The organism is Streptomyces sp. SudanB182_2057 (assembly GCF_964272715.1).
In the GTDB taxonomy this organism is placed as follows: Bacteria; Actinomycetota; Actinomycetes; order Streptomycetales; family Streptomycetaceae; genus Streptomyces; species Streptomyces rubradiris.
Genome location: NZ_OZ186798.1, coordinates 4,747,500 through 4,772,122, shown reverse-complemented (window position 1 = coordinate 4,772,122; position 24,623 = coordinate 4,747,500). Strand labels below are relative to the sequence as shown.

Sequence of the window (24,623 nt, the reverse complement as noted above, 5' to 3'; positions counted from 1 at the left end):
GGCACGGGCAGCGACGGACGCGGCGCCCATGCCGGGCGGCGGGGCACGGGTGGCGGGGGACGCGGCGCGGGCGGAGGAAGGTGCGGCGCCGGTTCCGGGAGACAGGGCACGGGCAGCAACGGACGCGGCGCCCATGCCGGGCGGCGGGGCGCGGGTGGCGGGGGACGCGGCGCGGGCGGAGGAAGGTGCGGCGCCGGCCCCGCGAGACGGGGCACGGGTAGCGACGGACGCGGCGCCCGTGCCGGGTGGCGGGGCGCGGGTGGCGGGAGATGTGGCCCGTGTGCTGCGGCTGGGCGCGCAGCGGCTGATCGCGGCCGTACTGGACTGCGAGAAGCCGGTCCTGGCGGCGGTGAACGGCACGGCGGCCGGGCTCGGCGCGCATCTGGCCCTGGCCTGCGATCTGGTGCTGGCCGCCGAGTCGGCCCGGTTCATCGAGGTGTTCGTGCGGCGCGGCCTGGTCCCGGACGGCGGCGGCGCCTATCTGCTGCCCCGGCTGGCCGGCCCGCACCGGGCGAAGGAGCTGATGTTCTTCGGCGACGCGGTGGAGGCGGCCCGGGCCGAGCGGCTGGGCCTGGTCAACCTGGTCGTCCCGGACGCCGAGCTGGCCGCGACGGCCCGCGCCTGGGCGGCCCGGCTGGCCTCGGGGCCGACGCGGGCGCTGGCCCTGACCAAGCAGTTGGTGAACGCCTCCCTGGAAGACGGCCGCGCCGCCGCGTTCGCCGCGGAGTCCTGGGCCCAGGAGATCAACATGACGACGCGGGACGCCCAGGAGGGGCTGCGGGCGTTCACGGAGCGCCGGGCGCCGCACTTCGACGGCCGCTGACCTTCCCATCTCACGGACCGTCAGTTTCAATGAGGGAATGATGGGTCACGCGGGAGCGGCGGCGGCCGCCGTGCGGTACCTGGGACCCGGGCCGGCGGAGCCGCCGGCCCGGCCGCGGTTGCGGTCCGTCCCGGAGGGCGAGCGGGCGCCGGTGGACCCGGCGGAGTTCCGCCGGGTGCTGGGGAACTTCGCCAGCGGTGTCACGGTCGTCACGGCCCCGGCGACGGAGAGCGGTCCGGGACCGGCCGGTTTCGCCTGCCAGTCCTTCGCCTCCCTCTCCCTCGACCCGCCCCTGGTCTGCTTCATGGTCGGCCGCACCTCCACGACCTGGCCGCACATCGCCCGCGCCGGGGTGTTCTGCGTCAACGTGCTCGGCGCCGGACAGGACGAGCTGTGCCGGGCGTTCGCGGTGAGCGGCGCGGACAAGTTCGCCGGGGTCGCCCACGACCCGGCGCCCGTCTCCGGCGCGCCACGGCTGGCCGGCGCCGTCGCCTGGATCGACTGCGCCGTGCACGCCGTGCACACCGGGGGCGACCACCACATCGTCGTCGGCCGGGTGACCGCCCTCGGCACCGACGGCACGGACCGGCCCCTGCTGTTCCACCGGGGCCGGTTCGCCCGGCTCGCCGACGACTGAGCCCCCGGTCAGCGCGGCACCAGCCGCCACAGGGACGTGACCTCGGCGGCGCGGGCCGCGTGCAGCGGGTCGCGCGGATCGGCCGCCCGGGGGTGGCGCGGGCGGGTGCCGATCCGGCCGACGACGCGCAGCCCCGCCGCCTCGATCGCCGTCAGCAGGTCGGCGCGGGTGCGCAGACCGAGGTGTTCGGCCAGGTCGGAGAGGATCAGCCAGCCCTCCCCGGCCGGCTCCAGATGCTCGGGCAGGCCCGCCAGGAAGGCGCTCAGCATCCTGCCCGACGGGTCGTACACCCCCTGTTCCAGCGTGGAGACGGGGCGGCCCGGCAGCCAGGGCGGGTTGCAGACGACGAGTCCGGCCCGGCCGGGCGGGTAGAGGGCCGGGCCGGTGACCGTGACGCGGTCCGCCAGCCCCAGCCGGTGCGCGGTGTCCCGCGCGCAGGCCCGGGCCCGGGGGCTGAGGTCCGTGCCCACCACCCGGCCGACCCCGCGCCGGGCCAGGACGGCCGCGAGGACACCGGTGCCGGTGCCGAGGTCGAAGGCGGTGCGCACGGGCGGCAACGGGGCCCGCGCCACCAGGTCGACGTACTCGCCGCGCACCGGCGCGAAGACGCCGTAGTGCGGGTGGACCCGGGCGCCCAGCGCGGGGACCTCGACGCCCCGTTCCCGCCACTGGTGGGCGCCCAGGACGCCCAGCAGTTCGCGCAGCGGGATCAGGCGCGGGCCGTCGGGCGGGCCGTAGGCGGCGGTGCAGGCGGCCCGGACGTCGGGGGCGCGGCGCAGGTCCAGGCCGTGGTCCGGCTCCAGCAGGACGGTGAGCCGGCCCAGCACCCGGGCGCGGTGCGCGCGGAAGCGGCGCTGGAGGCGGAAGGTCTCGGCCGGCGCGGCGGCGGGCCCGGGCGCCGTCCGGTCGACGCGGCGCTCCAGGGCGCGCAGCAGGCGGCGCGCGCCCGGGTAGTCGCCCCGCCACAGCAGTGCGGTGCCCTCGCAGGCGAGCCGGTAGGCGGTGGCGGCGCGGATACGGTCGTCGGCGACGACCAGGCGGCGGGGTGCGGGCAGTCCGCTCTCAGAGTGCCAGCGGGCGGGCAGGGGTTCGTCGGTGTTCCGGTCGGTCCTCGACACGGTGTGCTCCTCGGTGTGTTCCGGCGTGGGCGGGCACGGGGAACACGTCGAAGAGGACCATGCCGAGTGTCATCGGAGTTTCCTTTCGCTGCTGGTGGATTCAGGATACGGCGGGTGTCACGGCCGGGGCCGTGCGCCGTATGACCAGGGACATCAGGGCGGCCGCCGCGCACAGGGCGCCGGAGGCGTACCAGACCAGGTCGTAGGAGCCGAAGACGTCGCGGGCGACGCCGCCGAGGTAGGCGACGACGGCCGCGCCGATCTGGTGGGCGGCGAGCACCCAGCCGAAGACGATGGCGCTGTCCTCGCCGAACTGCTCGCGGCACAGGGCGAGGGTGGGCGGGACGGTGGCCACCCAGTCCAGTCCGTAGAAGATGATGAAGAAGATCATCGACGGCTTTATGGAGGGGCCGAGCAGCATCGGCAGGAAGAGCAGGGACAGTCCGCGCAGGGCGTAGTAGACGGCGAGCAGGCGGCGGGGTTCGAACCGGTCGGTGAACCAGCCGGAGGCGATCGTGCCGGCGACGTCGAACACGCCGATGACCGCGAGCAGCGAGGCCGCCGTCGTCACGGGCATGCCGTGGTCGTGCTGGGCGGGCACGAAGTGGGTCTGCACCAGGCCGTTGGTGGAGGCACCGCAGATCGCGAAGGTGCCGGCCAGCAGCCAGAAGGTGCCGGTGCGCACGGAGCGGGACAGTACGGTGAGCGTACGGCGGGCGGCGCCGGTGACCGGCGGCGGCTTGGGTACGAACTCGACCGCGCCGTACGGCTTCTCGCCCAGGTCGGCCGGGTGGTCGCGCAGCAGCAGCCAGACCAGGGGGACCACGGCCAGCGCGGTCAGCCCGACCGTGACCGCGGCGGGCCGCCAGCCGTGGTCCGTCACGACCCAGGAGAGCACCGGCAGGAAGACCAACTGGCCGGAGGCGGAGGCCGCGGTGAGGATGCCGCTGACCAGGCCGCGCCGCTCGGTGAACCAGCGGTTGGTGACCGTCGCGGCGAACGCCAGCGCCATGGACCCGGTGCCCAGCCCAACCAACAGGCCCCAGCACAGGAGCAGTTGCCAGGGCGCCGTCATCCACACGGTCAGCAGGGAGCCGAACGCGATCACGGTGAGCGCGGCGGCGACCACCCGGCGGATGCCGAAACGATCCATCAGAGCGGCGGCGAACGGCGCGGTGAGCCCGTACAGGGCCAGGTTGACGGAGACGGCCGCGCCGATCGTGCCGCGCGACCAGCCGAACTCCTGGTGCAGCGGGTCGATGAGCAGACCGGGCAGCGAACGGAAGGCCGCCGCGCCCGTGATCGTGACGAAGGTGACGGCGGCGACGAACCAGGCGGGGTGCACTCGGCGGCGCGGGGCGGGCGGGGTCTGAACAGGGGTGGCGGCTGGGCTTGTCTGAGTCACGTCACGAGACTCCGATTTTCGCACCTGTCACATCGAGTGGCCCGAAGGACAGCATTCGTTAGGATCGGGCCATGACCGCTGATGGGGATTTCCGTCCGCACCGGGTCGCCGTCCTCGCCCTGGACGGCCTGCTGCCCTTCGAACTGGGCATCCCGCACCGCATCTTCGGCCGGCCCCGGGACGCGTACGGGCGCCTCCTGTACGAGGTCGTCACCTGCTCCGCCCGCCCACCCGGCCGGGTCGACACGGACGCCGACTTCACCCTCCACGTACCGAACGGCCCGCAGACGCTGGCCACCGCCGACACGGTGATCATCCCGGCCTCGTACGAGCTGGGCCCGGTCTACGAGGAGGGCCGGCTCACCGACGAACTCGCCATCGCCCTCTCCCATGTCCGCCCCGGCACCCGGCTGGCCTCCATATGCACCGGCGCCTACGTCCTCGCCGCCGCGGGCTGTCTGGACGGCCGCCGGGCCACCACGCACTGGGCCGACGCCGAGCGGTTCCAGCGGATGTTCCCGAAGGTCGAGGTGGACGCCAACGTGCTGTTCATCGACGACGGCGACGTGCTGACCTCGGCCGGCGTGGCCGCCGGGATCGATCTGTGCCTGCACATGGTCCGCCGCGACTTCGGCTCGGCGGTCGCCAACGAGGTCGCCCGCTCCACGGTCGTACCGCCCCACCGCGACGGCGGTCAGGCCCAGTACGTCCAGCGGCCGGTGCCCGATCCCCAGCTCGCGACGACGGCGACCGCCCGCGCCTGGGCGCTCGCCCGGCTGCACGAGCCGATCCAGCTGCGGGACATGGCCGCGCAGGAGGCGATGTCGGTACGCACCTTCACCCGGCGCTTCCGCGAGGAGGCCGGCACCAGCCCCGGCCAGTGGCTCACCCAGCAGCGCGTGGAGCGGGCCCGGCAACTGCTGGAGTCCACCGAGCTGTCGATGGACCAGGTGGCCCGGGAGTCCGGCTTCGGCACGGCCCAGTCGATGCGCCAGCACCTACAGACCGCGCTGGGAGTCACCCCCACCGCCTACCGCCGCACCTTCCGCACCGACCGCCCCACCATTACCCCCGACCCCGACCCCGCGCACTGACCGCCCACCCCGGCTCTCCCCCCACCAGCCGACGACGGTCAGCAGCAGGGTCAGGGACACGCCCGCCAGGATCGCCGTCGAGGGCGTGGTGTGCGGCAGCAGGGCGCCGGCGAGCGAACCGGTGGCCGCGTATCCGGCACCGACGGCGGCGTACATGACCGAGTAGCCGGCCGCCAGGGCGTGCGGCGGCAGCGCCTCCCGCAGGGACAGGTTGCGGGTGAGCAGCGCCCCGGACTGGAGCAGTCCCGCCACGGCCAGCGCCACCGCCATGCCCGGCGCCGTCGGTATCAGGGCGACCAGGGACACCGCGGCCGACATGCCCGCCATCAGCACCACGCTGCGGGTGGCGAGCCGGCCCGGCCAGGACCGCAGCCCGTACGCGAAGGCGCCCGCGGCGGAGGCCACCGACATCACCGTGAGCAGCGGGCCCGCCCAGCCCACGCCGATGCCGCGCTGTTCGAGCAGGGCGGGCAGGACCAGTTCGGCCAGCGACAGCAGGGACAGCCCGGCCGCGCCCGTGACGTACACCGGCCAGGCGCGGGCCAGCACCCGCAGCTTCGAGGCGTCCCGCCCGCCGGGCCCGTCCGGCTCCGCCGCCCAGCCCGCCGGCAGCAGCCACAGGCCCAGCGCGGCGGCCGCCATCAGGGCGGCTTCGAGCAGCAGCGGCAGGCGGGGGCCGACGCCGAGGGCGAGGCCGGTGACGGCGGCCGGGGAGACGGCCCAGACGCCGAAGGTGAGCATCGACTCGACGGACAGTGCCTGGGCCGCCGCGTGCCGGGGAACCAGGGAGGTGAGCAGGGCCCGCAGCCCGCCGGGCACCGCGGCGGGACCGGCCCCGGCGAGGAAGGCGAAGGCGGCGAGCAGCGCGGCGGGCGCGGTGGCGAACGCCCCGAGACCGGCGAAGCCGACGGCGCCCGCGACCAGGCCCGCGGCCAGATGCGGGCGGGCCCGACCGGGGTCCAGGCGCATGCCGAGCACCGGGGCGCCGACGATCTCGCCGATGACGTAGGCGGCGGCCAGGGCCGCGCCCAACGCATAGCCGCCGGGGCGCTCGCGGACCAGGAAGACCAGCGCCAGCGGGGCCATCGCCACCGGCATCCGGGCGCCGACGGCCACCAGGGCCCAGGCCAGGACCCGCCGGGAAACGACATCGCGGTAGCTCATGCCTCGACGGTAGGGGGCGGCACCGACAATCGCCTCCCCCATGTCCGGCGCCTGTGGATAACTCCCTCCTTTCGCCGTGCCGTTGCCGGTCCGCACGCTGACACGCGCTCAGAAGGCGCACTGCCCGTCCGCGATCTGACGCCCGCGCCCGAGCCCCCTCAGAACGTGAGTACCGCCCGGGCCACCCGGCCCTCCTGCGTGTCCGTGGCGGCCTTGGGGAAGGCTTCCAGCGGGTAGACGGCCGTCACGAGTTCGTCCAGGAGCAGGCGGCCCTGGCGGTACAGGTCGGCGTAGCGGGCGATGTCCCGTTGGGGGCGCGCGGAGCCGTAGCGGCAGCCGAGGATCGACTTGTCCAGGTAGAGGGTGGAGACCGGGAAGGACGCCTCGGCCCCGGCGGGCGGCACGCCGAGCAGGACGGCCTGGCCGTGGCGGTCGAGCAGGCCGACGGCCCGCTCGATCAGCTCCACCCGCCCGACGCACTCGAAGACGTGGTCGGCGCCGGTCGGCAGCAGGTCCCGGACGCCCTCCGCCGAGGTCAGGAACTCGGTGGCGCCGAACCGCCGGGCCGCCGCCTCCTTGGCCGGGTTGGCGTCCACGGCCACGACGGCGGCGGCGCCCGCGAGCCGGGAGCCCTGCAGGACGTTCAGCCCGATCCCGCCCGTGCCGATGACGACCACGGTGTCCCCGTGCTCCACCCGGGCCCGGTTGAGCACCGCGCCGACGCCGGTGAGCACCGCGCACCCGAGCAGCGCGGCGGACGTCAGGGGGATGTCCGGCGGTATCCGCACCGCCTGCACGGCCTTGACGACCGTACGTTCCGCGAAGGCGGAGCTGGCCGCGAACTGGTGGACCGGGCCGGTGTCCCGCCGGAACGGGGTGCCCGGGCGCCCGATCGCCCGCCGGCACATGGTGGGCCGGCCCCGGTCGCAGTCCGGGCAGGTCCCGCAGTTGGCGAGCGTGGACAGGGCCACGTGGTCACCGGGGGCGACATGGCCGACTCCGGCGCCCACCGCCTCCACGATCCCGGCGCCCTCGTGCCCGAGCACCACCGGCACCGGGAACGGAATGGTGCCGTCCACCACCGACAGGTCACTGTGGCACAGCCCGGCCGCCGCGATCGCGACCAGCACCTCGCCCGGCCCGGGCTCCCGGACCGCGAGATCGCCGACGACCTCGGTCCGGCTGCCGTCGAACACCACCGCGCGCATCACACGGCCTCCTTCGCCTCTGCCGGCAGGCCGAGCACGCGCTCGGCGATGATGGTGCGCTGGATCTGGTCCGAGCCGCCGTAGACGGTGTCGGCGCGGCTGAACAGGAACAGGTGCTGGGCCGCGTCGATCTCGTACGGCGCCCCGGCCGACCAGTCGGCGGGCCCGACGGCCGCCTCCGCCCCCCTGACCTGGACGGCCAGTTCGCCCAGCCGCTGGTGCCAGTTCGCCCACAGCAGCTTGGCGACGCTGGGCGCGCCCGGGTCGCCCGGGCCGCCGAGGGTGCGCAGGGCGTGCAGCCGCATGGCGCGCAGCTCGGCCCACTGCCGTACCAGCCGGGCGCGCAGCACGGGGTCCGCCGCGGCCCCGGACGCGACGGCCGCCGCCACCACCTCCGCCAGTTCCCGGGCGAAGCCGATCTGCTGGGCCAGGGTGGACACCCCGCGCTCGTACCCGAGCAGGCTCATCGCCACCCGCCAGCCCCCGCCCTCCGCGCCGACGACGTGCTCCACGCGCGCGCGTGCCCCGTCGAAGAAGACCTCGTTGAAGTCGCTGGTGCCGGTCAGCTGGCGGATGGGCCGCACCTCGATCCGGCCGGGCTGGTCCATGGGCACGAGCAGGAAGCTCAGCCCGTGGTGCCGGCGCGAGCGCGGGTCGGTCCGGGCCAGCACGAAGCACCAGTCGGCCTCGTGGGCGAGCGAGGTCCAGATCTTCTGCCCGCTGATCCGGTAGTACGCCCCGTCCCGGACCGCGGCCGTGCGCACCCCGGCGAGGTCCGACCCGGCGCCGGGTTCGCTGTAGCCCTGGCACCACAGTTCCTCGCCGGCGGCGACGGGCGGCAGGAAGCGCCTCTTCTGTCCGGTGTCGCCGTGCGCGAGGAGGGTGGGGGCGAGCAGGTTCTCGCCGATGTGCCCGGAGCGCGGCGGGGCGCCGCAGCGGGCGTACTCCTCGGCCCAGACGACCTGTTGGGTGAGCGTGGCGGTGCGGTTGCCGTACCCGGACTCGGGCCAGCCGAGCCCGATCCAGCCGGCCGCGCCGAGTGTCCGCTCCCAGTCGCGGCCGCGCGTGGCCGCGCCCCGGTGGGCCGCCAGCCAGGCGCGGGCCTCGGCCCGGAACGTCTCGTCCCGCGCGCCGAAGGCGAAGTCCATGCCGGCCGCCTCAGGCGTTGGGCCGCGAGCCGCCGCGCGCGGCCCGCTCCATCGCCGCCACCTCCGGCAGCAGCGGCATCGGGTCGACGCCCACCGTCCCCGGCAGGGTCTCCGCGATGCGCTCCGGGGTCCAGGCGCCGCCCTCGGCGTAGACGGCGCGCAGTTCCCTGGGCTGGGCCCACACCGCGATCTTCGGCCCGGCCACGGTGTACACCTGCCCGGTGACGCCCTGGGCGGCGGCCCGCTCGGACAGCAGGTACACCACCAGCGCGGCCACGTCCTCGGGCTCGCCCAGTTCGGCCAGGCGCGTGGGCACGCCCGCCGACATCCGGGTACGGGCCACCGGCGCCACCGCGTTGGCGGTCACCCCGTACTTGTGCAGGCCGAGCGCGGCGCTGCGCACGAGCGAGATGATCCCGCCCTTGGCCGCGCTGTAGTTGGCCTGGGAGACGGAGCCCTGGTGGTTGCCGCTGGTGAAGCCGACGAGGGTGCCCGAGCGCTGTCCGCGCATGACGGCACAGGCGGCCCGGAACACGGTGAACGTGCCCTTCAGATGGGTGGCGAGGACCGGGTCCCACTCCTCCTCGGTCATGTTGAACAGCATGCGTTCCCGCAGGATGCCCGCCACGCACACGGCCCCGTCGAGGCGGCCGTAGGTCTCCACGGCCGTGTCCACGACCCGCTGTCCGCCGGCCATGGTGGAGATGTCGTCGGCGACCGCGACGGCCTCGCCGCCCGCCGCCGCGATCTCCTTGACGACGGCCTCGGCGACCTCACTGGTGGGCGAGGCGCCGTCCACCGCCACGCCGTAGTCGTTGACGACGACCTTCGCGCCCTCGGCCGCCGCCGCCAGCGCGACCGCCCGGCCGATCCCGCGCCCGGCACCGGTCACGGCGACCACCTTGCCTGCCAAGAAGTTCCCCACGCCCGGCCCCTTCCCGCGGTTTCTGACGGTCCGTTAGATTCTTGGCCCGGCGGACGCGCGGACACAAGCCCCGGGGAGGCACCGGATGGCACTGCCCAAGGAGTTCCACGAGATCGCCCGGCGCGTGAACAACTGGGGGCGCTGGGGCGCCGGCGACGAGACCGGCACCCTGAACCTGATCACCGACGAGGTGGTGCGGGCGGCGGCCGGCGAGGTGCGCACCGGGCGGCGCGTCCCGCTGGCCCTGCCGCTGCGGCAGGACGGGGTGCAGACCGGGGTGATCCCGGGCCGGGTCAATCCACTGCACGTGATGGTGCAGCTCAACCAGGAGCTGTTCGGCCCGGGGACGGTGGCGTGCAGCGACGACGTCGTGACGATGGGCCTCCAGGCGGGCACCCACTGGGACGCGCTGACCCATGTCTCGCACTCCGGGAGGCTGTACAACGGGCGTCCGGCGGAGACGATCACCGCGCACGGCGGCGCGGAGTTCGGCGGCATCGACAAGGTGCGGCACCTGGTCTCGCGCGGGGTGTTGCTGGACGTGGCGGGCGCGCGGGGCGTGGAGCGGCTGGCCGGGGGCCACGCGGTGACGCCGGAGGACCTGGCGGCGGCCGAGGAGTTCGGCCGGGTCCGGGTGCGGGCCGGGGACGTCGTGCTGGTGCGGACGGGGCAGGTGCGGGTGTATCTGGCCGGGGACCGGCACGGGTACGGCCATCCGTCGCCGGGGCTGTCGGTGCGCTGCCCGGAGTGGTTCCACGCGCGCGATGTGGCCGCGGTCGCGAACGACACGCTCACGTTCGAGGTCTTCCCGCCCGAGATCGAGGATCTGTGGCTGCCGGTGCACGCGCTGCATCTGGTGGAGATGGGCATGCCGCAGGGCCAGAACTGGAATCTCGAAGAGTTGTCCACAGCCTGTGGAGAGACCGGCCGGTACGCGTTCCTGCTGTCGGCGATGCCCGAGCCGTTCGTGGGCGCGACGGGCACGCCGGTGGCACCGGTGGCGATCCTGTGACCGGCGGCACCGGTGCGTCCGCGCGGTCCACGGCCTGCGGCACCGGCGCGTCCGCGGCCGTCCATGACCTGCGGCACCGGTGCGCCGGAAGCCGTCCCGGGCACGGCGGCACCGGCGCGCTCGCGGCCCCCGTCCCGCGCACGGCGGTGTCCGGGCCGCTACACCGCCTCGAAGGCGAAGCCCTCGTACGCGGGCAGTCCGCCCCCGTACGCCAGCGCCGCGTTCCGCCGGGGCGGTGAACAGCGGTCCAGTTCGCACCAGATGCTCTTGCCGGCGCCCTCGGGGCTCCAGCCCCAGCGGTCGGCGAGACACTCCACGAGGGCCAGGCCCCGCCCGCCGGTGGCGTCGTCGCCGGCGCACCGGGGCTGGGGCGCCCGGGCGCTGGTGTCGGCGACCTCCACCCGCACCGGGGCGGGCGCGCCGTTCCCCGCCGCGCCCGGCAGGCACAGCCGCAGCACGGCCGGCCGGCCGGTGTGCACCACGGCGTTGGTCACCAGCTCGGAGACGAGCAGGATGAGGGTCTCGGCCAGCGGCTCGTCCGCCGTTATGCCCGACCCGGCGAGCCGCGAGCGGGCCCACCGCCTGGCCCGCCCCACCTCCGCGGGGTCGGGCCGGATCTCCAGCTGCACTCGAAGCACCTGCACCGCTCACACCATCCGAACCGGCGGACACATGACCCCGCGCCGTCCGCGCGCCACGGCGTCCGCCGCGGCGACGATCACGACGAGAGCCACGATCGTAGCCATTTTCTGCATGGCCGGAACAACGACCAGAGCCGGGAGTCACGGACTGTGACTCCCTTACTGCACAGCATGGTTGACTGACAGTCACGCCAACAAGCGCTTCGGGCATATTCCCGCGTGAAGGAGTACGTATAGGGGATACTGTGCGACGCTCGTGACGCCGAGTCGAACAAACCCGGAGCCGCATCCCCAACCGCCGCGCGAGCAGCGGCGGGCGCCACTTGGCCCGAAATCGACCCGGGGCGGCACCGGCCCGGCCCGTCCGCGCGGCCCCGCGCCGCGCCCCCACCGTACCGGAGCGGCCGAGTGATCGCGCACCGTGACGAGCCCGGCGGAGGTCGTCACCGGTTGTCACGCAACGTTACCCATGAGTGCCACGATCCGTAACATCGTTGGCCAACACTTCACCGTGGGCGGACGGCGGAAACAGCCACCGGCTCAGTCCGCCAGCGCGGCGGCCAGGCGTTCCTCGCTCCACGCGGTCCCCCCGGCCCGCCGCGCCCGCACCCAGGCCCGCTTCAGGTGCAGGTGCACGTCCGCCTCCCAGGTGAACCCCATGCCGCCGTGCACCTGGAGACAGTCCCGGGCCCCCCGCACGGCGGCCTCGTCGGCGAGCAGCCGGGCGGCGGCGATGTCGGCGGGGTCGGCGGTCACGGCGGCGGCGTAGACGGCGGCCCGGGCGGTCTCGGCCCGCACCAGCAGCTCCGCGCACAGGTGCTGCACGGCCTGGAAGGACCCGATCGGCCGCCCGAACTGCTCCCGGGTGCGCGCGTACCCCACGGCCATCTCGCACATCCGCCCGGCCGTCCCCAACTGCTCGGCGGCGGTGAGGAGAACGGCGACGGGGTCCGGAGCGGGGGGACGGGATCCCGGCAGCCGGTGCAGCGGTGTCAGCGGGTCAACGGACCGCAGGGGCACGGCGCCCCGGGCGTCCCCGCGCACGGTGTCCGCCGCGTCCAGCCACTCCACCAGCTCCCCGTCCACGGCCGTCACGACCGTCTCCCCGTGCGCGGCGCCGGGTACGGCGTCCGCCGCGAGGTGGGTGGCCACGAGGGGGCCGGGCAGCAGGGCCCGGCCCGCCTCCTCGAAGACCAGGACGGCCTCCGGCAGGCCCGCTCCGGCCCCGCCGTCCGCCTCCGGCAGCCGCAGCGAGAAGAACCCGGCGGCGCCGAGGGTGCGCCACAGCGCCCGGTCCAGCCGGCCCGGCGCGTCCACGGCCGCCCGCAGCCGCTCCCGCCCGAAGCACCGCCCCAGCAGCTCCCGTACCCCCGCCCGCAGGGCGAGCTGGTCCTCGTCGAGCCGGAAACGCACGGTCATCTCCCCCTGGGCAGGCCGAGGATCCGCTCGGCGACGATGGAGCGCTGGATCTGCGAGGTGCCGGCGGCGATGGTGTACGCCAGCGCGGACAGCCGGTCCGGCACCCAGGGCCGGTCCAGGTCGAGGGCGTCGGCGCCGAGGACGTCGGCCGCGGTGTCGTACAGCTCCTGACGGGCGTGCGAGTAGCGGAGCTTGAACACCGAGCCGCCCGCGCCCGGGACCCCGCCGCTCGCCTCCGCCTCGCTCACGTTCCACTGGACCAGCCGCCACAGCGCCCGGAACTCCGCCTCCAGCCGGACGAGCGCGCGCCGCCGCACGGGATCGTCCCAGCGGCCGTTCTCCCGGGCGGCGCGGGCGAGTGAGGCCAGCACCCGGCGGCAGGCGACGACCTCACCGGCGAAGGCGGTGCCGCGCTCGAAGGAGAGGGTGACCTGCGTGACCCGCCAGCCGTCGTTCTCCTCCCCCACCCGGTGGGCGACCGGCACCCGCACCTCGTCCAGGAACACCTCGGCGAACTCCGCCGGCCCGGCGAGCGTGCGCAGCGGCCGTACGGTGACCCCCTCGGCGCCCATGGGCATCGCCAGCCAGCTGATGCCCCGGTGCCGGGGGGCGTCGGGGTCGGTGCGGACCAGCAGTTCGCACCAGTCGGCGACCTCGGCGTGCGAGGTCCAGATCTTGGACCCGGTCACCACGTAGCAGTCGCCGTCCCGCCACGCGCGCGTGCGCAGCGACGCGAGGTCGGAGCCCGCGTCCGGTTCGCTGAACCCCTGGCACCACACCTGCTCGCCGCGCAGGATCGGCGGCAGCCAGCGCGCCCGCTGTTCGGCGGTGCCCTCGGCGGCGATCGTGGGCCCGGCGTGCAGCAGCCCGACGAAGTTGGCGCCCACGTAGGGCGCGCCGGCCCGCTCGGTCTCCTCCAGGAAGATCAGCCGCAGGACGGGCGAGGAGTCCCAGTGCACACCGGCGTACCCGGCGTCGTACAGCATCCGCTGCCAGCCCAGGTCGTAGGCGCGGCGGGCGGGCCAGTCGTCCCGGGGCGGCTCGGCGGGCAGGCCGGGCAGGGCCGTGGCGAGCCACGCGCGCAGCCGGGCCCGGAACTCCTCCTCCCGCGGGGTGTACGAGAGGTCCATCAGTCCAGGTCCAGACCGAGCATGCGGATGGCGTTGCCCCGCATCAGCTTGTGCACGGTCTCGTCGTCCAGGTCCTTCACGTGGTCCAGGGCGACCTCCTTGGTGTGCGGGAAGGTGGAGTCGACGTGCGGGTAGTCGGTCTCGAAGGTGGCGTTGTCGCGGCCGACGGCGTCCAGCGAGGCGACGCCGTGCCGGTCGCGGAAGAAGCAGCAGTAGATCTGCCGGTAGTAGTACGTCGACGGCGGCTCGGGCACCAGGTCGCGCACGCCGCCCCAGGCGCGGTGCTCCTCCCACACGTCGTCGGCGCGTTCCAGGGCGTACGGGATCCAGCCCATCTGGCCTTCCGAGTAGGCCAGCTTGAGCCGGGGGAAGCGCACCAGGACCCCGCTGAAGAGGTAGTCCGTCATCGAGGCCATCGCGTTGTTGAAGCTCAGGGACGCCTGGACGGCGGGCGGCGCGTCCGGGGAGGCGGCGGGCATCTGGGAGCTGCTGCCGATGTGCATGGCGACGACCGTCCCGGTGTCCTGGCACGCGGCGAAGAAGGGGTCCCAGTAGCCGGAGTGGATGGAGGGCAGCCCGAGGTGGGTGGGGATCTCGGAGAAGGTGACGGCCCGCACCCCGCGCGCGGCGTTGCGCCGGATCTCCGCGACGGCCAGCTCCACGTCCCACAGCGGGACCAGGCACAGCGGGATCAGCCGGCCGCCGCTGTCCCCGCACCACTCCTCCACCATCCAGTCGTTGTAGGCGCGGACACAGGCGAGGGCGACCTCCTTGTCGTGGGCCTCGGCGAAGGTCTGCCCGCAGAAGCGCGGGAAGGTGGGGAAGCAGAGGCTGGCCTCGACGTGGTTGAGGTCCATGTCCGCCAGCCGCGCCCCGGGGTCCCAGCAGCCGCGCCGCATCTGCTCACGGGTGATGCCCTCCAGGGTCATCTCGTCCCGGTCGAAGCCGACGGCGGCGATGTTGCGCTTGTACGGGAACTTCAGGTCCTCGTAGATCCACCAGTCGGTGGGCGGGCCCTCGGGGTCCATGGTGATCTGGTACTTCCCGCCCACGTAGGCGAGTTCCCCGATCCCGGCGGTCAGCGGCCGGGGGCCCCGGTCCCGGTAGCGGGCGGGCAGCCAGGTCTCGAAGAGGTGGGCGGGTTCGATCACGTGGTCGTCGACGCTGATGATGCGGGGCAGTTCTCTCGCCATGGTCCCCTCCGCCGGACGGTACTTATCTGATGGTCCGTCAGTTAGCATCGCAGCTGACGCGTCGTCAGCCAAGCAGGGGGCAGCCGTGAACGAGACCCCGCACACCCTCTCCTCCGCCCGCACGCTGTGGGAGCTGGTCACCCGCCGCGCCGCGCTCACACCCGGCCGCCCGGCGCTGCTCCAGGAGGACCGGACGCTCACCTTCGGCGACCTGCGCACCCGCGCCGAGCGCGTCGCGGCCGGCCTGTACGGCATGGGGGTGCGCCCCGGCACGGTGGTCGCCTGGCAGCTGCCCACCCGCGTCGAGACCGTCCTGCTGTCCCTGGCGCTGGCCCGCCTGGGCGCCGTGCAGACCCCGGTGATCCCCTACTACCGGGACCGGGAGGTCGGCTTCGCGCTGCGCGCCGCCGGGGCGGAGTTCTTCGCCGTACCGGGCGTCTGGCGCGGCCACGACCACACCGCGATGGCCCGCCGGCTCGGCGCGCCGGGCGTGTTCGAGGCGTACGACACCCTTCCCGACGGCGATCCGTCCGTACTGCCCCCGCCGCCCGCCGAGGGCACCTCGGTCCGCTGGATCTACTGGACCTCGGGCACCACCTCCGACCCCAAGGGCGTGCTGCACACCGACCGCTCCCTGATCGCCGCCGGCTCCTGCCTGGCCCACGCGCTGCGCCTGACCCCGCACGACGTCGGCTCCATGGCCTTCCCGTACGCCCACATCGCCGGGCCCGACTACACGGTGATGCTCCTGCTGTACGGCTTCCCGGCGGTGCTGTCCGAGCGGTTCGCGCTGCCCGGCGCGCTCGCGGAGTACCGGCGGCACGGGGTGACGGTCGCGGGCGGCTCGACGGCCTTCTACTCGATGTTCCTGGCCGAGCAGCGCCGGCGGCCGGGCGAGCGGCTGATCCCCTCGCTGCGGCTGCTCGCGGGCGGCGGCGCGCCCAAGCCGCCCGAGCTGTACCACGCGGTGGTCCGCGAACTGGGCGTGCGGCTCACCCACGGCTACGGCATGACCGAGGCCCCGATGATCACCATGGGCGACCCCGAGGACACCCCGGAGCACCTGGCCACGACCGAGGGACGGCCCGGCGAGGGCATGGAGATCCGCATCGTCGACGGCGAGATACGGCTGCGCGGGGAGGCCGTCTGCCAGGGCTATCTGGACCCCGCCCAGACAGCCGCCGCCTTCGACTCCGACGGCTTCCTGCGCACCGGCGACCTCGGGCACCTGACCGCCTCCGGGCACCTGGTCCTCACCGGCCGCCGCAAGGACGTGATCATCCGCAAGGGGGAGAACATCTCCGCCAGGGAGATCGAGGACCTGCTGGCCGCGCACCCCGCGGTGACCGACGCCGCGGTGATCGGCCTGCCCGACCCCGAGCGCGGGGAACTGGTCTGCGCGGTCCTCGAACACCGGCCGGGCACCCCGGTGCCGACCCTCGCGGAGATCGTGTCCTTCCTCCGGGCGGCGGGCCTGTCCGTGCACAAGCTCCCGGAACGGCTGGAGGTGCTGGACGGGCTGCCGCGCAATGACACCCTGCGCAAGGTGCTCAAGTACCGGCTGCGCGAGCGGTTTTCGCGCTCCTGAGGAAGACGCCTCGACCCCGGTCCCGGTTCTCCTCCTCCGGGACCATTCGCCGCGCCGCGTCTCCGACCCGGGGCGCGCAGAAAGCGACTTCAGGGAGGATTCGCCCGACTCCCCTGCGCGCGAGGGTGGATGGCACTCCTGTCCACCGACCCGAGGACGTCCTTCGTGCGAAGCAGTAGAACCGCCTCCCTGCTGGCGGCCGGTGCCGCCGCCGCCATGGTGCCCGTGCTCCTCCCGGCCACCGCCTCCGCCGCCCCGTCCGCCACCGCCGACCCCCTCGGCCGGTACCTCGCGCAGAAGCCGGCCTGGCACCGCTGCGACCCGGAGACGCCGGCCTCCTTCCAGTGCGCCACGATCAAGGTGCCGCTCGACTACAGCCGCCCCGGCGGCGGGAAACTCGACCTCGCGATATCGAGGTGGAAGACGAGCACCAAGAAGCAGCACCGGGGCGCACTCCTGATCAACCCGGGCGGCCCGGGCGGCTCCGGCCTCGACATGCCCCTGTACGTCGGGGCCGAACTGCCCGCCTCCGTGAAGAACACCTACGACCTCGTCGGCTTCGACCCGCGGGGCGTCGGCCAGAGCTCCCCCGTCGGCTGCGGCCTGACCGCCAAGGAGCAGGACTGGCAACGCCCGTACAAGAAGGCCACGTTCGCCAAGGACGTGGCGTGGGCCCGGACCGTCGCCGAGAAGTGCCACGCCAGGCAGGGCGACAAGCTCCGCCACATCACCACCCGCGACACCGCCCGGGACATGGACGTGATCCGTGCCGTGCTCGGCGAGAAGAAGATCTCCTACCTCGGCTATTCGTACGGCACCTACCTCGGCGCGGTCTACACGCAGCTGTTCCCCCACCGCACCGACCGGTTCGTCCTGGACAGCGCCGTCGACCCCACCCGGGTCTGGCGCGGCATGATCCAGGTCTGGGCGGAGGGCGCCGAACCCGCCTTCACCCGCTGGACCGAGTGGACCGCCGAGCGGAACTCCGCCTACGGGCTGGGCACGACCCCGGGGGCCGTCCGCAAGACCTTCTACGACCTGGTCGCCCGGGCCGACCGCAAGCCGATCGACGTCGAGGGCACCCGGATGACCGGCGACGACATCCGCCTCACCGGCCGCGCCACGTTCTTCAGCGTGCGGGACGCCGCCGAGTGGGTCGTCGCGCTGAAGAAGGCCGCCGCGGGCGCGCCCGCCGGCCGGGGCCTGAAGACGCCGGCGCCCGTTCCGCCGTCGTTCGCCCGTGCCACGCCCGAGGACAACGGCGACGCCGCCTTCTGGTCGGTCGTCTGCGCCGACCAGCGCGACTGGCCGCGCGACCCGGAGCGGTACCGCGCCGACGCGATCCGCGACAAGAAGAAGTACCCGCTCTACGGCGACTTCGGCTCCTCCATCAAGCCGTGCGCCTTCTGGAAGACCGGCGCCGAGCCCACCACCAAGGTCGACAACAAGGTCCGCGCGCTGATCCTGCAGAACGAGTGGGACTCCCAGACGCCGCTGACCAGCGGGCAGGGCCTGCGCCGGGCCATGAAGGGCGCGAAGATGGTCACCGTCGCCGGGGGTGTCGGACACGGCGTCTACGGCACCAAGTCCTGCGCCGACAAGACGGCCACCGCCTATCTGACCACCGGCAGGCTGCCGTCGAAGGACATCACCTGCGAGGCCACTCCCCAGGCGGCCGGGCGCGGCGGCCTGCTGCCGCTCCCGGGCTCCCGTGGCCTGCCGGGCCCGGACAGCCGGTTCTGACGCCGGTCGTCCCGGCGCCGGTCACATCCGGCTGAGGCTCGCGGCCGCGTACAGCACGTCCCGGATCGCCCGGCGGTCGCCCGTCTGGCCCGCCGCGGCGTCCTCCGGGGACACGTGACCGGCCGCGAGCTTGCAGAACTCGACGCCGTCGAGCACCACACGGGCCACCTCCAGTTCCGCGGAGCCCCGGGCCGCCGGGGAGTCCAGCGGGATCAGCCACTCGCCGCCGGCGTCGCCCTCGATCTCCAGCCGCAGGCTGCGGCCGGGCGCGCCGGCCGGCACCAGGTGCGGGGTGTGGCGGGCCGGCTCGGACAGGCCCGCGCGGCGGCGCTCGGCGAGCACCGTCGGCAGCACGCGGGCCGCGAGGTCGATCATCCGGTGCAGGTGCCGGGGCGTCGGCGCCGCGTACGGGTAGTCCACCGCCTTGGCGATGTCCTCGGCGTGCACCCAGCACTCGAAGGCCCGGTCCAGCATCGCGTCGTGCAGCGGCAGCGTGAACCCGCCGTAGGACACCGGGAGTCCGCCGGTGCGGCCGCCGGTGAAGGACACCGTGCGCACCAGGGCGTGGCTCTGCTCCCGCCAGGCTCCGCGCACCGCGTGCGCCGGCGGCAGGTGCGCGGAGCGCCAGTAGGCCTCCGTGCGGCCGGACGGACCCGCCGCCTCCGCTCCCACCGGGCCGGCGGCCCGGCCCAGCGGGTCCGCGAGGCCGAGCGCGGCGGCGATCAGCCCGTCCACCGCGAGCAGGTGCGCTATGACCCCGGCGACGGTGGTACGGCGGCCGGCCGGGACGTCGTTCTCGAACCAGCGCAGTTCCACCGGCGCCCGCCACTCCGCGTCCTTGAAGTCCTGGAGCAGCGCGTCCAGTCGGGCGGTCTCGGCGTCGTACGGCGCGGCCCAGTCGGGGACCGGGACGCGCGGCGGCCGGCGCCGCAGGCAGCTCTCCAGGACCCGGGTGCGCAGACCGGGGTCCAGGTCCAGGCTCTCCGGCTGGTGCAGCAGGCCGACCGCCTCGCGCAGCCGGCGGGCCTCGTCGGCGCAGGCGCCGCAGTCGCCCAGGTGTTCCTCCACGGCCGCCGTCTCCGCTGCCGAGCAGGCGGCCAGCGCCCAGGCGCCGAGCAGCGACTTCAGGACGTCGTGCGACAGGTCGAGCGGCGGCACGGGTGCGAGGTCCCCCAGGTCGGCGCGGCCGGACGGCGGAAGTCCGCCGTCCTCCACGGAGGTTCGGGGCGTGGGTATGCGCGGAGCGGGCCCGGCCCCGGAGCGTCCGGCGCCCGCGGCGGCACCGCCCGGCGGCCCGAAGCGCCCACCGGAGCCGGCCGGGCCGCGGCGACCTCCGGAACCGGCCGGACCGCGGTGACCTCCGGTGCCGCTTTCGCGGTGCTCCCCGGGTCCTTCCTCGTCCCGGCGGCCGTCGTCCGCCGCGCCGTGGGCGTTCTCGTGCGCCTCCTCGAAGCGGTGCGGGCCGTTCACACCGCACCCCGGTATCCCGGCGGGGTGCCGGCGTCGTGGGCGGTGGCCAGGAGCTGGAGGCCGAGGCGGAGCCGGCGGCGGGCCTCGTCCTCGGTGACGCCGAGGTCGGCCGCGGTCTGGCGGTAGTCGCGGCGCTGGTTGTAGGCCAGGTCGAGGGCGGCCCGCAGCGGGGCGGGCATGGAGTGGACGATGTAGTCGGCGCGGGCGGCGACCGAGGCGCGCCGGAGCGTGCTCTCCCGTGCCTCGGGCAGCGGCTGCTCCAGTTCCTCCCGGTCCCGCAGCCGCTGCACGGCGACCCGCTGGGTGACCTCGGCGAGCCAGGAGCGCAACGGGCCCTCCCTGGGGTCGTAGGTCTCCGGGTGCTCCCAGACGTGGGCGAAGACCTCTCGGGTGACGGAGTCGGCGGCCCGCTCGTCGTCCAGGACGCGGTGGGCCAGGTTGTGCACGAGGGAGGCGAACCGGTCGTACATCTCGCCGAGGGCCGCCGCCTCACCGCCGGCGAGCCGCTGCTGCATCTTGCGGTCCCACCGGGGCGACAGGTCGTTCCTGGCCATGCGGTCCCCTCCCCTCACCGTCTGCCGGCCACCGGGCCGGCCGGCCCCGCCTTCTCGAATGTAGTCGGCCCCTCCGACAGCGCACGCCCCTTTGTGCCAATGTGCGCCCCCGAAGCCACCTCCCGTGATAGTGCCCTCTTCACACAACCTTCACGCGAGACACGTACACACTTGATCAAAGACGATCGTTGATGACTGAAATAAGCCCCTTATTGATCACCGGCCGTTTGCGGCTTCACGTTTCAGGGAACGGCCGCTGGGCAGCCGCGCGAAAGGAAACGTAGGAACTGCTTCCGTTTCCGGGCGGTTCCGGGATATCCCGCGAGCGGAGGGGCATGGCCGTGGCATTCAAGGTGACCGGCGTCGAACAAGGCCAGTGGGCCGTGCTCCGGGTCTCCGGGGAACTGGACCTGATGACCTCGCCGGTGCTGCGCCAGCATGTGCACGACGCCGTCGCCGAGGGGCACCACAGCCTCGTCGTGGACCTCTCCGACGTGTTCTTCTGCGATTCCAGCGGGGTCGGCGTCCTCATCGCCGCCCGCCGTCTCATCCGCTCCTGCCAGGGCCGGCTGCGGCTGATCCTGCCGGACCGGGGCGCCGTCGACGGCTCGCACGTCAACCGCGTCCTCGGCGCGCTCGGCGTCCGCCGGCTCTTCGACGTCCACCCCGACCTCGACTCCGCCACCACGGACGAGGCGGGGCCGCTGTCCGCCTGAGCACCGAGGGGTGTGACAACGTCCCGGTCCGGCCACGGCGTTGTCGCGGGATTCACCCGGTCTTGGCACAGTCGTCGGTTTTCCGCCATCCGGCGGCCACCCGCGTCGTACGCTCCCAGCCAGGCCCCACGGACCCGTCAGGCCCGCGGCCCCCCTGTACGACGCACACGTAAGGCGGCCCCCCACATGGTCAGCACCGAGTACGAACGCCGCATCGCCGCCCGGTTCGCCGGCTTCGACCAGGACGGCAACGGCTACATCGACCGCGAGGACTTCAGCGCGGCGGCCAAGGCACTGCTCACCGAGTTCGCCGTGCCCGCCCGCTCCGCCACCGGCCAGGCGCTGTACGCCGGCGCCGAGGCGTTCTGGCAGGGCATGGCCGGCATCGCCGACCGGGACGGCGACCAGCGCATCACCCGCCAGGAGTTCGTCACCGGCGCGGTCAAGCGGCTGCGCGACAACCCCGGCCGGTTCGCCGAGATCGCCCGCCCCTTCCTGCACGCGGCGCTGGCGGTGGCCGACACGGACGCCGACGGGCGGATCACCGTCGCCGACGCCGCCCGCGTCCTGCGCGCCCTGCGCGTGCCGGCCGGGCCCGCCGGAGCGGCCGCCGCCGCGCTCGACACCGACGGCGACGGAAGGATCGACGAGCGGGACGTCGTCCCGGCCTTCGCCCGCTACTTCACGGTGCCCGAGCAGGCGTGAGGGCCGCCCGGAGCGTCCGGGTTCAGTCGAACACCACGGTCCGGCGGCCGTTGAGCAGGATGCGCCGCTCGGCGTGCCACTTGACGGCCCGCGCCAGCGCCTGGCACTCCACGTCCCGGCCGATGGCCACCAGCTGGTCCGGCGTCACACCGTGCCCGACCCGCTCGACCTCCTGCTCGATGATCGGCCCCTCGTCCAGGTCCGCGGTGACGTAGTGCGCCGTCGCACCGATCAGCTTCACACCCCGCGCGTGCGCCTGGTGGTACGGCTTCGCGCCCTTGAAGCTCGGCAGGAACGAGTGGTGGATGTTGATGATCCGGCCGCTGAGCCGCTTGCACAGGTCGTCCGAGAGGACCTGCATGTAGCGGGCGAGGACGACCAGTTCGACCCGCTCCTCGCGCACCAGCTCCAGCAGCTCGGCCTCGGCCTCCGGCTTGGTGTCCTTGGTGACCGGGATGTGGTGGAAGGGAATGTTGTACGAACCCACCAGCTCTTCGAAATCGGTGTGATTCGACACCACGCCGACGATCTCCACCGGAAGCGCGCCGATCCGCGCCCGGAACAGCAGGTCGTTCAGGCAGTGCCCGAACTTGCTGACCATGAGCAGGATGCGCATCTTCTCGTCGGCCCGGTGGATCTGCCAGTCCATGTGGAAGGAGTCCCCGACCGCGGCGAAGCTCGCCCGCAGCTTCTCGACCGTCACCGGGGCCTCGGCCGAGAAGTGGACGCGCATGAAGAACAGTCCCGTGTCGTGGTCGCCGAACTGCTGGCTGTCCTCGATGTTGCAGCCGGTCATGAACAGGTAGCTGGACACGGCGTGCACGATGCCCTGCTTGTCCGGGCAGGAGAGCGTCAGGACGTACTGGTCGGCCGGGGCGGCGGCGGAAACGGACTGATCTGTCATGCACTACAGGGTCCCATACCGGCCACCCCGCGCGTGCCGCCGTCCGCTAAGCGGAACGTGTGAGGATGCGCAGGACCTCGAGGCTCTTCGGGGCCGTGTCCGGGTCGTCCCCGTCGCTCACCGACATCCGCACGTGCGCGTCCCGCGCCGCCCGCACCGCGTCCGGCCAGCCGGCGTGGTCCAGGTACGCGGCGACCGGCGCGTCCGGGCCGACCTGGTGCATGATCCGCAGCAGCCGCAGCACGGCGGTGTCGACGAGCGCCGCCTCCTGCGAGTCCCGGAATATGGTGCCGACGTACTTCTCCGCCGACCAGTTGTCCAGCCAGGTGTCCTCCACCAGCCGGTACACGGCGTCCGTGACGTCGCCGTAGCCGTCGACCCCGGCCAGCCAGACCTCGCGCTGGAACAGCGGGTCGGAGAGCATGTGCAGCGCCGAGCGCACATTGCTGCGCCACCGCCACCACGGCATGTCGTTGAGGGGCATGCCGCCCATGGTGGAGGAGCGGCGGCCGCGACGGGAAGAGTTCTCCGAACCTTGCACGGTCACCGATCGTACGTTCCGCGGCCGCCCGCGCCCACCGGCCCCCGTAATTCACCTCGTCGCCACCCGTCATTGACCAAGGGTCACTCAGGGGTTAGCGGTGTGAGGGAATCGTGCGTGTCCATGACCGGCAGGCGACGCACTCGCTCCCTCCCCGTTCCCGCCTCTTCCCGCTCTCCCCGCCCCGTCCGGGCCGGCTCCCTCGCCGCGTGCGCCGTGGCCCTGTGCGCCTCGCTCACCGCCGCGTGCGGGCTCGTCCCCGGTGCCACGGGGGGCTCCGGGGACGAGCCGGTCACGGTGATGACCTGGGCCCCGCAGGACACCGACGCGACCAACAAGCCCGGCATGCCCGCCATGGCGCTCGCCTACGCGAAGTGGGTCAACGCGCACGGCGGCATCAACGGCCGCGAGCTGAAGGTGCTGACCTGCAACGACCACAACGACAGCGTGGGCGCCGCGAGGTGCGCCAAGCGCGCCGCGGCCGAGCACGTGGTCGCCGTCGTCGGCTCCTACAGCCAGTTCGGCGACTCCTTCCTCGCCCCGCTGGAGGGGGCCGGCATCCCCTACATCGGCGGCTACGGCGTCACCAACGACGAGTTCACCGGCACCATGTCCTACCCGGTCAACGGCGGCCAGCCCGCCCTGCTGGCCGGCCTCGGCAAGGCCCTCGCGGCCGACTGCGGCAACGTCGCCCTGGTCCGCCCCGACAGCATCGCCGGCGACCAGCTGCCCGTGCTGCTCGACTCGGGGCTGCGGACCGGCGGGCACGCGGACGCCGACGACCAGCTCGCCGCCGAGGACGCCACCGAGTACGGCGACCAGGCCGAGCGGGCGCTGCGGTACGCGACCGCGGACCCGGCCCGCGAGGGCTGTGTGGTGCCCGCGCTCGGCGACCGCACGGACACCTTCATGGACTCCTTCCGGCGGGTCCGCGCGAACCACCCGGACGTGCGGACGGCGACCGTGCTCGGCAGCGTCGACCAGACGGTGATCAACGCCACGGGCGGGGCCTCCGGTCCGTACGAGGGGGCGTACGTCACCGGCTGGTACCCGGCCGCCTCCGATCCGCGCTGGGCCCCGATGAGGAAGGTGATCAGCGAGGCCGCCTTCGACGACGACCGTATCGACCCCGCCGACGCCGGGGTGCAGACCACCTGGATCGCCTACACCGTGCTGCGGGCCGTCCTGGAGGAGATCGGCGACGGCGAGGTGAGCCCCGACGCCGTACGGCGCACCCTCAACGACGGGCTGCGGGTCTCCACCGGCGGCCTCACCCCGACCCTGAGCTGGCCCTACGCGGGCAGGCTCGCCGCGGTCGGCTTCCCCCGGCTGGTCAACGCCGACGTCACCCTCCAGGTGGTCCGCGACGGCAGGCTGGTCTCGGCCGGAGAGCGCTCCGGCGACAGGAACGGGGTCGCCGACATGACGCCGGTCCTGGCGCGGGCCGAGGTGCCCTGACGGGTCCCGGCGCCGGGACCCTCCGGG

At 74.2% G+C, this 24,623-nt stretch carries 23 protein-coding genes; 9 read left to right on the top strand and 14 right to left on the bottom strand.

Annotation, left to right across the window (positions count from 1 at the left end; translation table 11 throughout):
• The first annotated feature begins 28 nt into the window (after positions 1-28).
• Positions 29-823 carry an enoyl-CoA hydratase/isomerase family protein gene (locus ACSURM_RS21015; protein ID WP_436961153.1) on the top strand — a complete coding sequence of 265 codons (795 nt, stop codon included), beginning with the start codon at positions 29-31 and terminating at the stop codon, positions 821-823.
• 40 nt (positions 824-863) lie between these two features.
• Positions 864-1,460 (top strand): flavin reductase family protein, encoded by a 597-nt coding sequence (locus ACSURM_RS21010; protein ID WP_436961152.1) that lies wholly within the window; start codon positions 864-866, stop codon positions 1,458-1,460.
• Positions 1,461-1,468: 8 nt separating this feature from the next.
• Here ACSURM_RS21010 and ACSURM_RS21005 read toward each other — a convergent pair whose 3' ends face one another.
• Both ACSURM_RS21005 and ACSURM_RS21000 read right to left on the bottom strand, forming a co-directional pair.
• Positions 1,469-2,578 carry a methyltransferase gene (locus tag ACSURM_RS21005; protein WP_436957033.1) on the bottom strand — a complete coding sequence of 370 codons (1,110 nt, stop codon included), beginning with the start codon at positions 2,576-2,578 and terminating at the stop codon, positions 1,469-1,471.
• Between the two features lie 100 nt (positions 2,579-2,678).
• Positions 2,679-3,983: an MFS transporter gene (locus tag ACSURM_RS21000; protein WP_436957031.1), complete on the bottom strand. Its 1,305-nt coding sequence runs from the start codon at positions 3,981-3,983 to the stop codon at positions 2,679-2,681.
• Between the two features lie 71 nt (positions 3,984-4,054).
• Between ACSURM_RS21000 and ACSURM_RS20995 the strand changes: the two genes are divergently transcribed.
• On the top strand, positions 4,055-5,077 hold the full coding sequence (locus ACSURM_RS20995) for a GlxA family transcriptional regulator (RefSeq protein WP_436957029.1): 1,023 nt from the start codon (positions 4,055-4,057) through the stop codon (positions 5,075-5,077).
• Here ACSURM_RS20995 and ACSURM_RS20990 read toward each other — a convergent pair.
• From ACSURM_RS20990 to ACSURM_RS20975, 4 genes are all read right to left on the bottom strand, one after another.
• On the bottom strand, positions 4,982-6,241 hold the full coding sequence (locus ACSURM_RS20990; RefSeq protein ID WP_436957028.1) for an MFS transporter: 1,260 nt from the start codon (positions 6,239-6,241) through the stop codon (positions 4,982-4,984). The two genes, ACSURM_RS20995 and ACSURM_RS20990, sit on opposite strands and share 96 nt — an antisense overlap.
• Before the next feature lie 158 nt (positions 6,242-6,399).
• Positions 6,400-7,449, bottom strand: a complete 1,050-nt coding sequence (locus ACSURM_RS20985; protein ID WP_436957026.1) for an alcohol dehydrogenase catalytic domain-containing protein — start codon at positions 7,447-7,449, stop codon at positions 6,400-6,402.
• Entirely contained in the window at positions 7,449-8,597 is a 1,149-nt protein-coding gene (locus tag ACSURM_RS20980) for an acyl-CoA dehydrogenase family protein (RefSeq protein ID WP_436957025.1), read from the bottom strand. The genes ACSURM_RS20985 and ACSURM_RS20980 overlap by 1 nt, the downstream gene beginning before the upstream one ends.
• 10 nt (positions 8,598-8,607) lie before the next feature.
• Positions 8,608-9,522 (bottom strand): SDR family oxidoreductase, encoded by a 915-nt coding sequence (locus tag ACSURM_RS20975; protein WP_436957023.1) that lies wholly within the window; start codon positions 9,520-9,522, stop codon positions 8,608-8,610.
• An 85-nt stretch (positions 9,523-9,607) separates the two neighbouring features.
• Between ACSURM_RS20975 and ACSURM_RS20970 the strand changes: the two genes are divergently transcribed.
• Positions 9,608-10,534, top strand: coding sequence for a cyclase family protein (locus tag ACSURM_RS20970; RefSeq protein ID WP_436957021.1), 927 nt, complete (start codon positions 9,608-9,610; stop codon positions 10,532-10,534).
• Between the two features lie 158 nt (positions 10,535-10,692).
• On the opposite strand, the gene ACSURM_RS20965 is transcribed toward ACSURM_RS20970, so the two are convergent.
• The 4 genes from ACSURM_RS20965 to ACSURM_RS20950 form a co-directional block, all read right to left on the bottom strand.
• The gene (locus ACSURM_RS20965; RefSeq protein ID WP_436961151.1) at positions 10,693-11,163 is read right to left on the bottom strand and encodes an ATP-binding protein; all 471 of its coding nucleotides are present in this window, start codon (positions 11,161-11,163) and stop codon (positions 10,693-10,695) included.
• Between the two features lie 552 nt (positions 11,164-11,715).
• Positions 11,716-12,588 (bottom strand): acyl-CoA dehydrogenase family protein, encoded by an 873-nt coding sequence (locus tag ACSURM_RS20960; RefSeq protein WP_436961150.1) that lies wholly within the window; start codon positions 12,586-12,588, stop codon positions 11,716-11,718.
• A gap of 2 nt (positions 12,589-12,590) precedes the next feature.
• Complete coding sequence (locus tag ACSURM_RS20955) at positions 12,591-13,724, bottom strand: acyl-CoA dehydrogenase family protein (RefSeq protein ID WP_436957019.1); 1,134 nt, start codon at positions 13,722-13,724, stop codon at positions 12,591-12,593.
• Positions 13,724-14,917, bottom strand: a complete 1,194-nt coding sequence (locus ACSURM_RS20950) for an amidohydrolase family protein (RefSeq protein ID WP_436957017.1) — start codon at positions 14,915-14,917, stop codon at positions 13,724-13,726. Before ACSURM_RS20950 ends, ACSURM_RS20955 begins: the two co-directional genes overlap by 1 nt.
• 85 nt (positions 14,918-15,002) lie before the next feature.
• Here ACSURM_RS20950 and ACSURM_RS20945 point away from each other — a divergent pair, with 85 nt between their 5' ends.
• Entirely contained in the window at positions 15,003-16,505 is a 1,503-nt protein-coding gene (locus tag ACSURM_RS20945; protein WP_436957015.1) for a class I adenylate-forming enzyme family protein, read from the top strand.
• A 165-nt stretch (positions 16,506-16,670) separates the two neighbouring features.
• On the top strand, positions 16,671-18,248 hold the full coding sequence (locus ACSURM_RS20940; protein WP_436957013.1) for an alpha/beta hydrolase: 1,578 nt from the start codon (positions 16,671-16,673) through the stop codon (positions 18,246-18,248).
• Between the two features lie 21 nt (positions 18,249-18,269).
• Here ACSURM_RS20940 and ACSURM_RS20935 read toward each other — a convergent pair whose 3' ends face one another.
• Both ACSURM_RS20935 and ACSURM_RS20930 read right to left on the bottom strand, forming a co-directional pair.
• Positions 18,270-19,718, bottom strand: coding sequence for a maleylpyruvate isomerase N-terminal domain-containing protein (locus tag ACSURM_RS20935; RefSeq protein WP_436957011.1), 1,449 nt, complete (start codon positions 19,716-19,718; stop codon positions 18,270-18,272).
• Positions 19,715-20,272: a sigma-70 family RNA polymerase sigma factor gene (locus ACSURM_RS20930; RefSeq protein ID WP_436957010.1), complete on the bottom strand. Its 558-nt coding sequence runs from the start codon at positions 20,270-20,272 to the stop codon at positions 19,715-19,717. Before ACSURM_RS20930 ends, ACSURM_RS20935 begins: the two co-directional genes overlap by 4 nt.
• Before the next feature lie 335 nt (positions 20,273-20,607).
• Between ACSURM_RS20930 and ACSURM_RS20925 the strand changes: the two genes are divergently transcribed.
• Positions 20,608-20,988, top strand: coding sequence for an STAS domain-containing protein (locus tag ACSURM_RS20925; protein ID WP_359047906.1), 381 nt, complete (start codon positions 20,608-20,610; stop codon positions 20,986-20,988).
• Positions 20,989-21,174: 186 nt separating this feature from the next.
• A complete protein-coding gene (locus ACSURM_RS20920) occupies positions 21,175-21,693 on the top strand; it encodes an EF-hand domain-containing protein (RefSeq protein ID WP_436957007.1) in 519 nt (172 codons plus the stop codon).
• 22 nt (positions 21,694-21,715) lie between these two features.
• Here ACSURM_RS20920 and purU read toward each other — a convergent pair whose 3' ends face one another.
• Positions 21,716-22,597 (bottom strand): formyltetrahydrofolate deformylase, encoded by an 882-nt coding sequence (gene purU / locus ACSURM_RS20915; protein WP_436957005.1) that lies wholly within the window; start codon positions 22,595-22,597, stop codon positions 21,716-21,718.
• A gap of 46 nt (positions 22,598-22,643) precedes the next feature.
• Positions 22,644-23,144: an SCO4402 family protein gene (locus tag ACSURM_RS20910; protein ID WP_359047912.1), complete on the bottom strand. Its 501-nt coding sequence runs from the start codon at positions 23,142-23,144 to the stop codon at positions 22,644-22,646.
• A gap of 117 nt (positions 23,145-23,261) precedes the next feature.
• Here ACSURM_RS20910 and ACSURM_RS20905 point away from each other — a divergent pair, with 117 nt between their 5' ends.
• The gene (locus ACSURM_RS20905; RefSeq protein WP_436957003.1) at positions 23,262-24,596 is read left to right on the top strand and encodes an ABC transporter substrate-binding protein; all 1,335 of its coding nucleotides are present in this window, start codon (positions 23,262-23,264) and stop codon (positions 24,594-24,596) included.
• Positions 24,597-24,623: the final 27 nt, after the last annotated feature.

What these genes read in the sequence shown, in the direction of transcription:
- ACSURM_RS21015 (WP_436961153.1), top strand. Translation starts at nt 29, where the DNA reads ATGCCGGGCGGCGGGGCACGGGTGGCGGGGGACGCGGCGCGGGCGGAG.
- ACSURM_RS21010 (WP_436961152.1), top strand. Translation starts at nt 864, where the DNA reads ATGGGTCACGCGGGAGCGGCGGCGGCCGCCGTGCGGTACCTGGGACCC.
- ACSURM_RS20995 (WP_436957029.1), top strand. Translation starts at nt 4,055, where the DNA reads ATGACCGCTGATGGGGATTTCCGTCCGCACCGGGTCGCCGTCCTCGCC.
- ACSURM_RS20990 (WP_436957028.1), bottom strand. Translation starts at nt 6,241, where the DNA reads ATGAGCTACCGCGATGTCGTTTCCCGGCGGGTCCTGGCCTGGGCCCTG.
- ACSURM_RS20985 (WP_436957026.1), bottom strand. Translation starts at nt 7,449, where the DNA reads ATGCGCGCGGTGGTGTTCGACGGCAGCCGGACCGAGGTCGTCGGCGAT.
- ACSURM_RS20980 (WP_436957025.1), bottom strand. Translation starts at nt 8,597, where the DNA reads ATGGACTTCGCCTTCGGCGCGCGGGACGAGACGTTCCGGGCCGAGGCC.
- ACSURM_RS20970 (WP_436957021.1), top strand. Translation starts at nt 9,608, where the DNA reads ATGGCACTGCCCAAGGAGTTCCACGAGATCGCCCGGCGCGTGAACAAC.
- ACSURM_RS20955 (WP_436957019.1), bottom strand. Translation starts at nt 13,724, where the DNA reads ATGGACCTCTCGTACACCCCGCGGGAGGAGGAGTTCCGGGCCCGGCTG.
- ACSURM_RS20950 (WP_436957017.1), bottom strand. Translation starts at nt 14,917, where the DNA reads ATGGCGAGAGAACTGCCCCGCATCATCAGCGTCGACGACCACGTGATC.
- ACSURM_RS20930 (WP_436957010.1), bottom strand. Translation starts at nt 20,272, where the DNA reads ATGGCCAGGAACGACCTGTCGCCCCGGTGGGACCGCAAGATGCAGCAG.
- ACSURM_RS20925 (WP_359047906.1), top strand. Translation starts at nt 20,608, where the DNA reads ATGGCCGTGGCATTCAAGGTGACCGGCGTCGAACAAGGCCAGTGGGCC.
- ACSURM_RS20920 (WP_436957007.1), top strand. Translation starts at nt 21,175, where the DNA reads ATGGTCAGCACCGAGTACGAACGCCGCATCGCCGCCCGGTTCGCCGGC.
- purU (WP_436957005.1), bottom strand. Translation starts at nt 22,597, where the DNA reads ATGACAGATCAGTCCGTTTCCGCCGCCGCCCCGGCCGACCAGTACGTC.
- ACSURM_RS20905 (WP_436957003.1), top strand. Translation starts at nt 23,262, where the DNA reads ATGACCGGCAGGCGACGCACTCGCTCCCTCCCCGTTCCCGCCTCTTCC.